This is a genomic window from Craurococcus roseus, assembly GCF_039523795.1.
Taxonomy (GTDB): Bacteria; Pseudomonadota; Alphaproteobacteria; order Acetobacterales; family Acetobacteraceae; genus Craurococcus; species Craurococcus roseus.
Genome location: NZ_BAAAFZ010000054.1, coordinates 1 through 13418, shown reverse-complemented (window position 1 = coordinate 13418; position 13418 = coordinate 1). Strand labels below are relative to the sequence as shown.

General features: G+C 75.2%; 13 protein-coding genes. 3 read left to right on the top strand and 10 right to left on the bottom strand.

Annotated features, from left to right (window positions below; genetic code table 11):
- Positions 1 to 257: 257 nt before the first annotated feature.
- Entirely contained in the window at positions 258 to 632 is a 375-nt protein-coding gene (locus tag ABD067_RS17370) for a transposase (protein ID WP_408871571.1), read from the bottom strand.
- Positions 633 to 660: 28 nt separating this feature from the next.
- Between ABD067_RS17370 and ABD067_RS17365 the strand changes: the two genes are divergently transcribed.
- Positions 661 to 891: a transposase gene (locus ABD067_RS17365; RefSeq protein WP_343896622.1), complete on the top strand. Its 231-nt coding sequence runs from the start codon at positions 661 to 663 to the stop codon at positions 889 to 891.
- A gap of 333 nt (positions 892 to 1224) precedes the next feature.
- Here ABD067_RS17365 and ABD067_RS17360 read toward each other — a convergent pair whose 3' ends face one another.
- Positions 1225 to 1494: a DUF411 domain-containing protein gene (locus ABD067_RS17360; RefSeq protein WP_343896621.1), complete on the bottom strand. Its 270-nt coding sequence runs from the start codon at positions 1492 to 1494 to the stop codon at positions 1225 to 1227.
- Here ABD067_RS17360 and ABD067_RS17355 point away from each other — a divergent pair.
- Positions 1484 to 1687 (top strand): hypothetical protein, encoded by a 204-nt coding sequence (locus tag ABD067_RS17355; RefSeq protein ID WP_343896620.1) that lies wholly within the window; start codon positions 1484 to 1486, stop codon positions 1685 to 1687. The genes ABD067_RS17360 and ABD067_RS17355 overlap by 11 nt on opposite strands.
- A 10-nt stretch (positions 1688 to 1697) precedes the next feature.
- Here the strand turns inward: ABD067_RS17355 and ABD067_RS17350 are convergent, their stop codons facing one another.
- The 6 genes from ABD067_RS17350 to ABD067_RS17325 all read right to left on the bottom strand — a co-directional run bounded on the left by ABD067_RS17350 (position 1698) and on the right by ABD067_RS17325 (position 10865).
- Positions 1698 to 4988 (bottom strand): efflux RND transporter permease subunit, encoded by a 3291-nt coding sequence (locus tag ABD067_RS17350; protein WP_343896619.1) that lies wholly within the window; start codon positions 4986 to 4988, stop codon positions 1698 to 1700.
- A 12-nt stretch (positions 4989 to 5000) separates the two neighbouring features.
- Entirely contained in the window at positions 5001 to 6260 is a 1260-nt protein-coding gene (locus ABD067_RS17345; protein ID WP_343896618.1) for an efflux RND transporter periplasmic adaptor subunit, read from the bottom strand.
- On the bottom strand, positions 6257 to 7654 hold the full coding sequence (locus ABD067_RS17340; RefSeq protein ID WP_343896617.1) for a TolC family protein: 1398 nt from the start codon (positions 7652 to 7654) through the stop codon (positions 6257 to 6259). The genes ABD067_RS17345 and ABD067_RS17340 overlap by 4 nt, the downstream gene beginning before the upstream one ends.
- 91 nt (positions 7655 to 7745) lie before the next feature.
- Complete coding sequence (locus tag ABD067_RS17335; RefSeq protein WP_343896616.1) at positions 7746 to 8135, bottom strand: hypothetical protein; 390 nt, start codon at positions 8133 to 8135, stop codon at positions 7746 to 7748.
- A gap of 8 nt (positions 8136 to 8143) precedes the next feature.
- On the bottom strand, positions 8144 to 8539 hold the full coding sequence (locus ABD067_RS17330) for a hypothetical protein (protein ID WP_343896615.1): 396 nt from the start codon (positions 8537 to 8539) through the stop codon (positions 8144 to 8146).
- A 100-nt stretch (positions 8540 to 8639) separates the two neighbouring features.
- On the bottom strand, positions 8640 to 10865 hold the full coding sequence (locus ABD067_RS17325) for a heavy metal translocating P-type ATPase (protein ID WP_408871570.1): 2226 nt from the start codon (positions 10863 to 10865) through the stop codon (positions 8640 to 8642).
- A 115-nt stretch (positions 10866 to 10980) separates the two neighbouring features.
- Between ABD067_RS17325 and ABD067_RS17320 the strand changes: the two genes are divergently transcribed.
- Complete coding sequence (locus ABD067_RS17320) at positions 10981 to 11490, top strand: MerR family transcriptional regulator (RefSeq protein WP_343896614.1); 510 nt, start codon at positions 10981 to 10983, stop codon at positions 11488 to 11490.
- A gap of 283 nt (positions 11491 to 11773) precedes the next feature.
- On the opposite strand, the gene ABD067_RS17315 is transcribed toward ABD067_RS17320, so the two are convergent.
- Together ABD067_RS17315 and ABD067_RS17310 are read right to left on the bottom strand one after the other, a co-directional pair.
- On the bottom strand, positions 11774 to 12256 hold the full coding sequence (locus tag ABD067_RS17315; RefSeq protein WP_343896623.1) for a Mov34/MPN/PAD-1 family protein: 483 nt from the start codon (positions 12254 to 12256) through the stop codon (positions 11774 to 11776).
- 133 nt (positions 12257 to 12389) lie between these two features.
- A complete protein-coding gene (locus ABD067_RS17310) occupies positions 12390 to 13163 on the bottom strand; it encodes a ThiF family adenylyltransferase (protein ID WP_343896613.1) in 774 nt (257 codons plus the stop codon).
- Between the last annotated feature and the right edge of the window lie 255 nt (positions 13164 to 13418).

Genomic DNA, 13418 nt, shown 5'->3' with positions numbered 1-13418 from the left:
TCGTGGCCGCCTATGTGCTCGCCCGCAGCCTCGGCCTGATCGGATGAGCGGCGGATGCGACGCCGCCGGACCTGGCCGAAAGTCGGCCTCGGTTGCCCGACGCTGGAAATCTCCGGAGAGGACAGGCCCGGGCGGGCGACGGCGCCGGCGCCGGCGCCGCGGTGGCGATCGCGCTGCCGGGTTGATCGGACACGCGTTCCATCCCGTAGGGCGCTCGGCGGGAACAGCGCGACCTCTTCGCCTGGCGTGAGATACCGTCACGTCGCGCAAGGGCTTTCTGTCCTCGCCACAGGCGCGGGCGGCTTCGCTTTGGATGGGCTACGCCGCCCGCGCCTGCTCTGTGGTATTGGCGAAGGGCTTGAGTTTTTGGCGGTGGTGTAGAGGGCGAGCTTGGGCGGCTTTCCTGCGGTTCGGAGGCGTTCGTAGAAGGCGCGCAGCCACGGGTTGCGGCGGACGGCGCTGAGGGTTGGCATCCAGAGCGCGGTGCGCAGCCTGGCGTTGCCGAAGCGGGTGGCGGCGGCGCGGGCGGGATTGCGCTTGCCCGACTGGCGCAGGGCCGGGACGACGCCGAGATGGGCGGCGAGCGCGCCTGGGCTGTGGAAGCGCGCGGGCAGCAGACCCGAGGCCGTCATCCGCGCCCGGGGCGGCACGCCTCGCGTCGTGCACACGGGCACGTGGGGCGGGGCGCTCGCGCGACTGGAAGCGCACAACGCCGCCGTCCGGCGGATCCGCTGCCGCATCGATAAAGTGTTCGGCACCGCCAAGCGCTGCTACGGCCTGCGGCGGATGCGCTGGCTCGGCATTGCCAAGGCCGGGCTCCAGGTCCGGCTCACCGCCATCGCCTACAACCTGCGCCGGAGCTGGCGCTTGCTGGAGCCGATATCGGCGTGAACCACGCCCGGAGTCCGTCCGCGGCCGCCCGCCGCGCCCCCGGGAGGGCGGGTCAGCGGGCGCAAACGCCAACGGTCGCGGCCAACAAGGGCGACGTCGCCGAAAACCAACAACTTTCAGTGCGCAAGCGCCATCCGCGCACAGGTCTCATAACCGCCCATCTCGGCTGCTAGCCGGCAGTGTCCGCTTGCGCACCAACACCGGACATCTCAGCCGCGGGCACGGAGGTCGCATTCGGGTCGGGGGCAATCCTACAACAGGATCGAATACGCGCGCTGACGCGCTGAAACGAACTTCGGTTCCGCCACTACCGGGACTCCTGGCCGGCCGGCGTCAGGCCTCCCGTCCGCCCCGGAACCGCATGAAGACCCTGTGGGGCGCATCGACCGAGAAGGCGATCACGTCGTAGGCGTCCTCGGGCCGCCCCGGCACCTCCATCCCGGGCGAGCCGATCGGCATGCCGGGCACCGCGAGGCCGCGGACGCCGGCGGGGCGTTCCGCCAGCAGTCGTTCGACCGCGGGGGCGGGCACGTGCCCCTCCGGCGCGTAGCCGCCGACCGCCGCCGCGTGGCACGAAAGCAGGTCGGCCGGGATGCCGAGCACGCGCCTCGCCGGCGCCGGCGCGCCGATCGGCAAGCCGATCCCGATCACCGAGGATCGCGCGGGCTACGACGCGCTGCTCGCCGCGCTCGGCACGCTCCTTCTCGACCCGGGCGTCGGCCTCGCCGCCGGATGGCTCGCCGAGGGTGCGCGGCGGCTGCTGCGGCCAACGCCACGCCCGGCGGACGAGGCCTGAAGCCGCTCCGCTACTTGGCGGAGGCCGGTTCCGGCGTGTGCGCCCGGGCTTGCTCCTCCGGCCCCGGCACGGGCCGGGGCTTGGCACTGTCCGCGTCTTCTGGCGGCGCGGGGTCGGCGCTGCCGAAGCGCGCGTAGAGGGCGGGCAGCACAACCAGGGTCAGCAGCGTCGCCGTGACCAAGCCGCCGATGACCACGGTGGCGATCGGCATCTGCACCTCCGCGCCCGCCCCGGTGGCGATGGCCATCGGCACGAAGCCGAGCGAGGCGACCAGCGCCGTCATCGCCACCGGCCGCAGCCGGTCCATCGCCCCTTGCCGCACCGCCTCGTCGCGGCCCAACCCCTCGCCGCGCAGCTGCTTGACGCGGTCCAGCATGACGAGGCCGTTCAGCACTGCCACGCCGGACAGCGCGATGAAGCCGACCGCGGCCGACACCGAGAGCGGCATCCCGCGCAGCCAGAGCGTGGCGATCCCGCCCGTGAGCGCCAGCGGCACCGCGCTGAACACCAGCAGCGCGTCGCGCGGCGAGCCGAGCGCCGTGTAGAGCAGCAGGAAGATCAGGAGGAAGCAGCCGGGCACCACCACCAGGAGCCGCTTGCGCGCCGCCTCCAGGTTCTCGAACTGCCCGCCCCAGGTGATGAAGTATCCAGGGGGCAGCCGGACGCCCCGCGCCACAGCGGCCTGCGCGTCGGCGACCACGGAGGCGATGTCGCGGCCGCGGACGTTGGCCGTCACCACCACGCGGCGCTTGCCGTTCTCGCGACTGACCTGGTTCGGACCCTCGGTGAGGCGGAAGGCGGCGAGGCTGCGCAGCGGCACCGTCGCCGCGCCCCCCGCCCGGCCCACCCCGGGCAAGGCCACGGGCAGGTTCCGCAGCGCCTCTATGTCCGAGCGCACCGCCTCGGGCACCCGGACCACGATCGGGAAGCGGCGGTCGCCTTCGAACACGAAGCCGGCCTCGCGCCCGCCGATGGCGGTGCCGACCACCTCCTGCACCGCGGCGAGGCTCAGGCCGCGCCGGGCGATCTCCGCCTTGTCCACCGCGATCTCCAGGAAGGGCAGGCCGGTCGCCTGCTCCACCCGCACGTCCTCGGCGCCGGGGACGCCCCGCAGCGCGCCGGCGACCTGGTTCGCCGCGGCCAGCATCGGCCCGAACTCCTCGCCGAAGACCTTCACCGCGAGGTCGCCGCGGGTGCCCGCCAGCAGCTCGTTGAACCGCATCTGGATCGGCTGGGTGAATTCGTAGCTGTTGCCGGGCAGGCGCCGCACCGCCTCCTCGATGCGTCGGACCAGCTCCGCTTTGGGCAGGTCCGGGTCGGGCCACTGCCCGCGCGGCTTGAGGATGATGAAGGCGTCGGACACGTTGACCGGCATCGGGTCGGCGGCGACCTCGGCGGTGCCGGTCTTGGAGAACACGACCGCGACCTCCGGGAAGCGGGAGACGGCGCGCTCGACCTGCACCTGCATCGCCTGCGACTGCGAGAGCGAGGTCGAAGGGATGCGGATCGCGTGCATGGCGATGTTCCCCTCGTCGAGCTGCGGGATGAACTCCGAACCGAGGCGGGAGCCGAGCACGAGCGAGAGGGCGAAGAGCGCGGCCGCGGCGCCGGCCACCGGGACGGGGAAGCGCAGCGAGAAGCGCAGGGCCGGCGCGTAGGCGCGCTTCAGGCCGCGGACGAGCCAGACCTCCTGCTCCTTCACCTTGCCCGCCACGACCAGCGCGATCATCGCCGGGACGAAGGTGAGCGAGAGGACGAAGGCGGCCACGAGCGCGATGATGACGGTCAGCGCCATGGGCGCGAACATCTTGCCCTCGACGCCCTCGAAGGCGAGGAGCGGCACGTAGACCAGGATGATGATGGCCTGCCCGAACACCGAGGGGCGGATCATCTCCCGGGCCGACGCGGCGACCGTTTCCAGGCGCTCACGGAGTTCGAGCGCCCGGCCGAGGGCGCGCTGCCGCTCCGCCAAGTGGCGCAGGCTGTTCTCGGCGATGATCACCGCGCCGTCCACGATCAGGCCGAAGTCGAGCGCGCCGAGGCTCATCAGGTTGGCGCTGATGCCCGCCTCCAGCATCCCCGTGGCGGTGAGCAGCATGGTCACGGGTATGACGAGCGCCGTGACCACCGCCGCGCGCAGGTCGCCGAGCAGCAGGAACAGCACCGCCACCACCAGCAGCGCGCCCTCGGCCAGGTTCTTCGCCACGGTCCGGATCGTCGCGTCCACCAGCTCGGTGCGGTCCAGCACGGTGCGGAGCTGGACGCCGGCGGGCAGCGCGCGGGCGATCTCGCGCACCTTGGCGTCCACCGCCGCGGCGACGGTGCGGCTGTTCTCGCCGATCAGCATCAGGGCGGTGCCGACCACCACCTGTTGCCCGTTCGCGCTGGCGCTGCCGGTGCGGAGTTCCGGGCCGACCAGCACCTGGGCGACGTCGCGCACCCGCACGGGGACGCTTTCCCGGGTCGCCACGACCACGTTCCGGATGTCGTCCATCGACTCCAACCGGCCGCCGGAGCGGACGACGAAGGCCTCGCCCCCGCGCTCGATGTAGCCGGCGCCGCGGCTGGCGTTGTTGCGCTCCAGCGCCTCCGCCACGTCGGCGAAGGACAGACCGAGGCCGATCAGCCGCGCCGGGTCGGGCTGGACGTGGTAGTGCTTCACGAAGCCGCCGATCGAGTCCACGCCGGCGACGCCGGGCACGTTGCGGAGCTGCGGCCGCACCACCCAGTCCTGCAGGGTGCGGAGGAACGCCGTGCGCTCCAGGTCGGTCGCCAGGCGCTGCCCGTCGGGCGTGGTGTAGCTGCCGTCCGCCTGCCAACCCGGCCGCCCGTCGCGGACCGTGTCGCCCTCCCGCCGCGGCGCCCAGTCGATCGTCCACATGGTGACCTCGCCGAGGCCGGTGGAGATCGGCCCCGTGCGCGGCTCGACGCCCGGGGGCAGCAGCCCGCGAGCTTCGGACAGGCGCTCCAGCACCTGCTGGCGGGCGTAGTAGATGTCCACGTCGTCGCGGAAGATGACCACCACCTGGCTGAAGCCGTTGCGCGAGAGCGACCGGGTGGACCGCAGGCCCTTGATGCCGGCCATGGCGGTCTCGACCGGGTAGGTCACCTGCTTCTCGACCTCGAGCGGCGAGAGCGCCGGCGCCACCGTGTTGATCTGGACCTGGTTGTTGGTGATGTCGGGCACCGCGTCGATCGGCAGGTTCTGCAAGGAGCGGAGGCCGAGGCCGGCCGCGGCGGCCACCAGCAGCAGCACCAGCCAGCGCCGGGCGACCGAGAAGTCGAGGATGCGCGCGATCACGGCGGCGGTTCCCTAGTGCGAGTGCTCGGCTTCGGACTTGCCGAGCTCGGCCTTGAGGACGAAGGCGTTGCCGGCGGCGTATCGCTCGCCGGGGTCGAGGCCGAAGACCACCTCGACGCCTTCCCGGTCGCCGCGGCCGAGCACCACCTCGCGCTTCTCGAAGCCCTCCGGCGTGCGGACGAAGACCACGCTCTCGCCCCCGACCTCTTGCACCGCCGCGCGCGGCACCAGGACGTCCACCCGCCGCTCCTCGGCGGCGACGGACGCGGTGGCGAATCCGCCCGGGCTCCATTTCCCGTCCGGGTTCGGCAGCTCGACGACGGCGCGGGCCGAACGGGTTTCCGGGTCCAGCACCGGGCTCAGGAACACGACGCGGCCCACGCCCTCCGCCCCGCCCTCGCCGCGCACGCGCACCGTCGAACCCTCCTTGACGAAGGCGAGGTCGCCGGGGGGCACCGCCAGTTCCACCCAGACGGCGGACAGGTCGGCCAGCGTGTAGACCTCCGCCTCGGCCGACACCGCGTCGCCGAGCGACTTGGGGCGTGCGGTGATCCTCCCGGCGATCGGCGCCCGCACCTCCTGGCGCCGCAGCGCCTCGATGGGCTGGCGCGGCAGGGCCTCGATCTCCGCCCGGCCGAGGCCGATGGCGGCCAGCTTCTGGCGGGCGAGGTCGAGGCGGATCTGCGCCTCCTCCCAGTCGGTCCGCGCCTTCAGGAAGTCCTGCTCGGCGGAGACCTTGCGCTGCCACAGCCGCTGCTCGCGCTCGAAGGTGGTGCGGGCGAGCTCGGTGGTGCGGAGCGCCGCGAGGTACTCGCCCTTCGTGGTGGCGATCTCGGCGCTCTCCACCACCGCCAGCACCTCGCCGGCCGCCGCCGCGTCGCCGAGGCGCCTGTTCAGGGCCGTGACGATGCCCGCCACCCGGGCCGGGACGTGGGCCAGCTTGTCGGCGTTCGCGGCAACGGTCCCGGGCAGGGAAACGCGCCGCGCGACCGCGCCGGGGCCCGCCTCGGCCACCTCGATCCGGGCGGCGGCGACCTGCTCCTCCGTCATCCGCACGGCGCCTTCGGCGGCTTCGTCGCCGTGGCCCTCGCCGGAGCCGTGGGCGTGCCCCCCGCCGCCGGTCTTCGGCGGCACGGCCTGGGCCGGGGCGACGGCCTGGACCGGCGGGGAGAAGCCGAGGACCGAGCGCAGGGCGACCGGTGTCGCCGGCGCCAACACCGTGGCGCCGAGGGCGAGCGCCGCGCCGGCGAGGAAGGCCAGGAAGGGCTTCATGGCGACGGCCTCCTCACGGGGGCGCCCACGGGTGCGGCGGCGAGGGCGGGATCGGCCGCGCGCCCCCGCAGCCGGGCGATGTCGGCCCGGACCTGCTGCACTTCGAGGAGCGCCGCGTTGAGCTGCTCGCGCACGTTCGAAAGGGCGCCCTGGGCGTCGAGCACCTCGAGCAGGGAGAACTTGCCGGCGGCATAGCCCTCGCGCGCGAAGCCCGCCGCCTCCCGGGCGGCCGGCAAGACGGCGCGGCGCAGCGAGTCCGCGGCGCGCCAGGCTTGGTCCAGGCGCCGTTCGGCGTCGGCCAGCGCGGCGTCGAGGTGGAGCCGCCCGCGTTCCGCGTCCGCCTCCGCCCGGTTCACCTCGGCGCCGGCGCGGAGGATGTTGCCCTGGTTGCGGTCGAACACCGGCAGCGGCACGGAGAGGCCCAGGACGAAGGCGGTGCCGGCGGCGGTCTGGGAGGCCTCGCGGAATCGGCTGACGGCCCCGTTCACGGTCACGTCCGGGACCGCGATCCGCCGCTGGAGGTCCAGCTCGGCCCGGCGCTGGTCGACCAGGGCGTCCAGCCGCACCTGGTCGAGTTGGCCCGGCGGCAGCGCCGGCGCTCGGGCGGGGTCGGGCCGGGGGCCGAGGTCGTCGAACCACGCGGCGCGGTCGGCGGCGACCTCCACCCGCGGCACGGCCAGCAGGACGGCGAGCGCGCGCCGCGCCGCGGCGGCCTCCCGCTGCGAGCGCTCGAACCCGACCGCGGCCGTCTCCCGCGCCACCTCCGCGCGGCGCTGCTGCACGAAGGGCTCGCGCCCGGCCTCGACGCGGGCGCGCGTGGCGCGCAGCACCTCGTCGGCGAGGCGCACCCGCTCGCGGGAGATCTCCGCCGCCCGGGCGCCCGCCACCGCCCCGGCGAGGGCGCGCACCACCTCGCGGGCGAGGTCGAGCCGCACCGCCTCCGCGTCGAGGCCGGTCAGCGCCAGGGCGCGGCCGGACGCTTCGACGCGCGCCTGCCGCTTGCCGCCGGTCTCGATGCGCTGCGACAGGCCCACGCCCGTCTCGAGGGGACTTCCGCCCCGGTAGGGCCCCGATGCGGCGAAGCTCTGGTTGTCGAGCCGGGCCTCCGGGTTCGGGGGGAGCCCGGCCTGGACCAGTTCGCCCAGCGCGGCCCGGCGGCCCGCCTCGGCGCTGCGCAGCACCGGCGCGCGGGAGAGGGCAATGTCCACGGCCTGCCCGGGGGAGGCCACCACGACCGCGGGCACGCCCGCCCCGGGCGTCTCCGGCACGGCCGGGGCGGGAGCGGCCACCGCCCGCGCCGCGCGGCGGCGGGCGGGCGCTTCCGCCCCCGCGGGCAAGGCGGCGGTCAGGAGAACGGCCGCGGCCGCGAAGGCGGCCATAGGGCGGAAAGGCATCGGCGGGGCACCAGGGACGGACTGAACGCGGGGCGGGCCGCCGGCCCCGGTCGTGACGGGCGCGGCGGCTACGGCGGCGGCTTCGGTTCGGTCAGACCCGCGGTGGGCGCGCCGGCGGTTCCGCGCCGCGCGAGGCGAGGGCGCGCGCCGTGCGGTCCGGGTGGACGACGGCGGCGAAGACGGCGGGCGCGGCGTGTTCGGGCGGGTCCAAACGGTCCGCCATGTGGCAGACGCAATGCGCGCCCGCGTGGACGGTGGCGTCCGGGCGCAGGGGCGTGCCCGCGCCGCCGCCTCCCCCGTCCGCGCCCGCGGCCGCGACCGCCACGGCGGTGGGCCAGAGGCCGTCGCCGGCCGCGGCCTCCGAGCAGGGATGCACGAGGATGGACGCGAGCAGGACGGCGACGGACAGGATACGCGCCGTCCAGGCCCGCCAACCCGCCGCGCCCCGCGCCGCCGCCTTTCCTTCCGCGCGCCCTGCCACCGCCGGCCTCAGCGCGCCGGATCGACGTTGAAGCGGGCTTGGCCGAGGTCGCCGCCCGGCCCGCGGAGGGTCACGGTGGCGCGGAACTTGCCGTCGAAGGGGAAATCGACCTTCGCCACCAGGCGGTTCGCCCCGGCCGGCCGGAATTCCATCGTCCGGCGCTCGTTGCCGCGGGCCAGCGCCACCGCGGTCGCGCCGAAGCGCGAGGCGTCGACCGGCTGGTCGCGCTCGTCCGTGATCGCCAGGATCGCCTCGCCGCTCCGCAGGACCAAGCCGACCTCGTAGGCGCCGATCTTCTGTTCCTGTCCGGTGTGGGCGTGGCCGTGGCCGGCCTGCGCCCAGGACGGTCCCGGCGCCGCGGCCATCGCCATCAGCACGGCAGCGGTGACCAACCTGCGTCGCACGTGAGCCTCCTCCATCGGCATTGAAGCAAAACCTCCGCACCGCGGCCAGGGAGATCGCCGCCGGGCCTGTGTCCCGCCTTCAGGCGGTCGGGATTCCCCCTCACGCGTTCGGCGCCTCGCCGGCAAGGGCCCCGGGCGGCCGCCAAGCGAGCAGGCGCAGCGCGTTCAGCGTGACCAGCACGGTCGCGCCCGTGTCGGCCAGGATCGCCGGCCAGAGCCCGGTGATCCCGAGCACCGTGGTCACCAGGAACACCAGCTTCAGGCCCACCGCCACGGCGACGTTCTGCTTCACGTTGGCCAGGGTGTCGCGCGACAGGGCGACCAGCTCGGCCACCCCGGAGACGCGCCCGCGCAGCAGGGCCGCGTCGGAAGCTTCCAGCGCCGCCTCCGTGCCGCCGCCCATGGCGACGCCGACCGATGCGGCGGCCAGGGCCGGGGCGTCGTTGATGCCGTCGCCGACCATGGCGACCGGGCCGGCGGACTTCAGCGCCGCGATCTCGCGCAGCTTGTCCTCCGGCAGCAGCCCGGCCTTCACGTCGAGCCCGAGCTTGCCCGCGATCGCCGCGCCGGTGCGGGCGTTGTCGCCGGTCAGCATCACCGCCGCGACGCCCATCCGCTTCAGCGCGGCGATGCCGGCCGCGGCGTCCGGCCGCGGCTCGTCGCGCAAGGCGATGAGGCCGAGCGGGCGGCCGTCGGCCAGCACCACCGTCGCGGTCTTGCCCTCGGCCTCCAGCGCCTCGGCGCGCCCCGCGAGCGCCGCCGGGAGGCCTCCGGCCCCCTCTTCGGCGGCGTAGCGCGGGCTGCCGACCGCGACGCGACGCCCCTCCACGGTGGCGACGACCGCCTTCCCCGGCACCGCCGCGCCCTCGGTCGCTTGCGGCGGGGCGATGCCGCGCGCGGCCGCGGCGTCCAGGATCGCGCGCGCCAGCGGGTGGGCGGAGCCCTGCTCCACGGCGGCGGCGAGGCGCAGGACCTCGGCCTCGGGAACGCCCTCGGCGGCCGCCACGTCCGTGACCTGGGGCCTGCCCTCGGTGAGGGTGCCGGTCTTGTCGAAGGCGACGGTGCGGGCGCCGCCGATCGCTTCCAGCGCCGCGCCGCCCTTCACCAGCAGCCCCCGCCGGGCGCCGGCCGACAAGCCGGCGGCCATGGCCGCGGGCACCGAGATCACCAGCGCGCAAGGGCAGGCCACCAGCAGCAGCGCCAGGCCGCGGTAGAGCCAGGTCCACCAGTCGCCGCCGAAGAGCAGCGGCGGCGCGAGGACCACCATTGCCGAAACCGCCATGGCGCCCGGCGTCCACCAGGCCGAGAACCGCTCGATGAAGCGCTGGGCGCGGCCGCGGGAGGCGGTGGCCTCCTCCACCATGCGGGCGATGCGGGCGAGCGTGCTGCCCCCGCCCGCGGAGGCGACCCGCACGCGCAGCGCGCCGTCGGCGTTGACGCTGCCGGCCACCACCGGTTCGCCCGGGCCGCGGACCACGGGGACGCTCTCGCCGGTGACCGCGCTCTCGTCCAGGGCGGAGCGCCCTTCCAGGATCTCGCCGTCGCAGGGGACGCGGTCGCCCGGGCGCACCAGCACCACGTCGCCGGGCGCCAACGACGCGGCCGGCACCTCGGGGAAGGCGCCGCCCGCCCGCTCCACCCGCGCCGTGCGCGGCATCATGGCGACCAGGGCGCGGATGCCGGCGCGGGCGCGGCCCGCGGCCACCCCTTCCAGCAGCTCGCCGACGGCGAAGAGGAACACGACCAGCGCCGCCTCCTCCGCCGCGCCGATCGCGGCGGCGCCGATGGCGGCGACGCACATCAGCGTCTCGATGGAGAAGGGCTGCCCGGCCCGGGCGAGCGCGAGCGCGCGCCGGCCGAAGGGCACCACCGCCACGAGGGTGGCGCCGAGGTAGAGCCAGTGGGCCTCGGCCGGGAACAGGTGCGAGAGGCCCCAGGCGGCGGCCACCAGGAGCCCGAGGCCGCCGGCGAGCCTGGCCTTGCCCGTCGCCCACCAGGGCCGGCCCGCGTCGGCCTCGTCGCCGTGGTCGTGGGCGCCGGAGTGGGCGTGCGCGATCGGCCCCGCCGGGGCCGCCCAGGCGCGGCGGGCCGGGTGGCCGACCGCGGCGGCCGCCCGCTCCACCTCCTCGGCCGTGGCGCCATCCGGCCCGAGCCGGAGCGACAGCCGCTCCGCCGCCATGTTCACCCGGACATCGGAGACGCCCGGCAGGCGCGAAACCGCCCGCTCGATCTTCCCGGCGCAGGAAGGGCAGTCCATCCCCTCCACCGTCCAGGCGGCCTCGTCGCCCGGTCCATGGGTGGCCGCGGGCAAGCCGGCGTCGCGCATCCTCTCTCCTCCGCGCTCGACGCCTCCTGTATGGGACTTCCAGTCACTGGAGGTTCAAGCCCCCCATGTCGCCACGCCTCTGGCCGTCGTCCGGCGACGGCCCCACCTGAACCGCATGGCGATACCGCACCACCTGCCCCGCCCGGCCGGGGCGCCGGAGCCGGGCGGGAGCCTCTCGATCGGCGACTTGGCGCGGCGCACGGGGACCAAGGCCACCACCGTCCGCTGGTACGAGGAGGTGGGCATGCTGCCGCCCGCGGCCCGCACCGCGGGCGGGCACCGGGTCTACGGCGCGGCGCACCTCGCGCGCCTCGATTTCATCCGGCACGCCCGCGAGTTCGGTTTCCCGCTCGGCGCCGTGCGCGAGTTGCTGGACCTGGCCGCCCGGCCGGACGGGGCGTCGTGCGAAGCGGCGCACGGCATCGCCTGCGCCCGGCTGGCCGAGGTGGAGGAGAAACTGCGCCGGCTGGAGGTCCTGCGTGCCGAGCTGGCGCGCATGGTGGGGAACGGCTGCCGCGGCGCCCCGGCGGACTGCCGCATCCTGCACGCCTTGGCCGACCACGACCACGGGCACTGCCTGGATGCCGGGCATGCGGCCGTCCTGGATCGCCCAGCCGAAGGCTGATGCTTGATGGTGCCGGGGCTGGTGGGTTGGATCGTCCCCTGAAGGGCAAGCCTTGTATGGACGTCGGTTCCGCGGGAGGTCGCGCACGCCGGCGGCTCGCCGGAAGCACCGGCAGGTGACGGGCCGAGCCGGGCTGTCGGGCACCGACCGGAACCACGCCGGCGGCGACCAGGACGGCCCCGAGCGTCGGGAGATGCCCGGCGACACCTAGCGGCTCGCGCCAGGGTTGGTGCCGGTCAACGCCCCGTCATAGCCGCATCGGCGAACAGCGGCGGGCGTGGCCTCAGGCGAAGACGACGCCCAGACCGGAGTGTTCGATGGGACGCGACCTCCTGACAACGGGCCGCGGCAAACCGGGCCTGGCCAAAAAGACGCCCCACTCGCCGGGCGCGACGAGCGCGAACGCCATCGGGCGGCCGTTCGCCTTGGTGAGACGCTTCCAGGTGCGCAGGTCCACCGCCGACGGCGCGACGCCGCCAGCGGGATGGGTGTGCCACTCGCCGACGAAGGCCACGGTCCCGCCCGAGGCGTTCCACGCCGCCGTCGCCGCGGCTTGGTGGCGCGGGTCGGCTCTCGTGAAGGCGTGCGGGCGCCGATCGTCGCCGGGCCCGGGGACGGTCCAGCCGAGTATCTCCAGGTCGGGGCCTCGGCGCGAACCGAGCAGTGTCCCACCGGCCTCCGGCCGTCCGGCGCACGAACCCGCCTCCGCGTCGAGGAACCGGATGACGTCCGGCCTGACCAAGACACGGCGCCGGACGGCGGTCATGCCCCCCGACACGCCGGGCACCCGGCCTCGGCGCGGGGATCGCAATCGGCGACCGGCGCCGTCGCGGCGGCGTCGATGCGGATCGTCCGCATCGCCGGATGCGTGTTCCCGCCCGCCCAACCCAGGCACACCTTCAGTCCCAACCCAGGCACACCTTCAGTGCCAGGCCCGCCGCGATCGCCGGGGCGGCGACGCCATACGGGACGAAGGCCGCCTCGCCGCACGCCGCGGGCGCCTCTCGCAGCCCGGCCCCGGGCGCCAGCGGCCAGTCCGGCCTCGTCGCCGCCGCCGCACCGGCGGGCCGGAGGCACTTCAGGCACGCCTCTTCCCCCTTGTGGCCCACGAAGAGGCACTGGGCGGCGGCGCCGTTGCCGGCCAGCCAGACGTGGACGGCGGCGGGCCCCGAAGGCCGCCGGTCGACGAGGCGCTGGTTCAAGGCGATCGAGACGGCCTCCTCGCCCGTGGCGTCCACCACCAGGTCCGCCGAAGCGAGCAACAACAGCTTTTCCAGGATGCTGCACGCGTGGGCGCGGACGTCGCTGTGCGGAAACGCGGCCTTGATCTCGTCGCGGCACGCCTCCGCCTTGGGCGCGCCGACGTGCCGAGGACCGAGCCAGTGGCGCCCGATGTTGCCCGGCGCCAGCTTCTCCGGGTCCACCAGCGACAGCCTCCCGCGGTGACCGGCCCCGCTCTGGCCAAGGAACTTGGCGAGGTGCCCGCCGATCGTGCCGCATCCGACCAAGGCGATGTTCCGAGCCGCGAAGCCGGGCGCGCCGCCGAGATCCCGGTCGAACATGAATTCCGTGTCCATGCGCAGCCCCGACCAGCGCAGGAGCCCGATCCGGTCGCGGTGCGTGTCCATGACCCTGGCGTGGAAGGCCGGGCGCTGGATCGATCTCAGGATCAAGCCCGGCACCACCAGATCGGCGCCGACGCAGCCGTTCGGCCCGGCGACGTGCAGGGACGGGATCTCGCCGAAGGACGCCTGTGCGGCCGCCAGCTGTGCAGTCCCGAGGTGTGATGGTGGGTTCTCGCGCGAGCAGGAGGACGCGTTATGGCAGGCCTACTCCACGGCAGCGCCCGCACGACGCCGCGCGTTCGAGCCGAACTTGCTCTGTTGAAACCCTGGCCTGCCCTGGGGCGCTTGGGTCGGCTTTCGGCA

Coding starts and splice junctions, on each gene's coding strand:
- ABD067_RS17345 (WP_343896618.1), bottom strand. CDS start 6,260: ATGAAGCCCTTCCTGGCCTTCCTCGCCGGCGCGGCGCTCGCCCTCGGC.
- ABD067_RS17320 (WP_343896614.1), top strand. CDS start 10,981: ATGGCGATACCGCACCACCTGCCCCGCCCGGCCGGGGCGCCGGAGCCG.
- ABD067_RS17340 (WP_343896617.1), bottom strand. CDS start 7,654: ATGCCTTTCCGCCCTATGGCCGCCTTCGCGGCCGCGGCCGTTCTCCTG.
- ABD067_RS17315 (WP_343896623.1), bottom strand. CDS start 12,256: ATGACCGCCGTCCGGCGCCGTGTCTTGGTCAGGCCGGACGTCATCCGG.
- ABD067_RS17325 (WP_408871570.1), bottom strand. CDS start 10,865: ATGCGCGACGCCGGCTTGCCCGCGGCCACCCATGGACCGGGCGACGAG.
- ABD067_RS17370 (WP_408871571.1), bottom strand. CDS start 632: ATGACGGCCTCGGGTCTGCTGCCCGCGCGCTTCCACAGCCCAGGCGCG.
- ABD067_RS17355 (WP_343896620.1), top strand. CDS start 1,484: ATGCCGAGCACGCGCCTCGCCGGCGCCGGCGCGCCGATCGGCAAGCCG.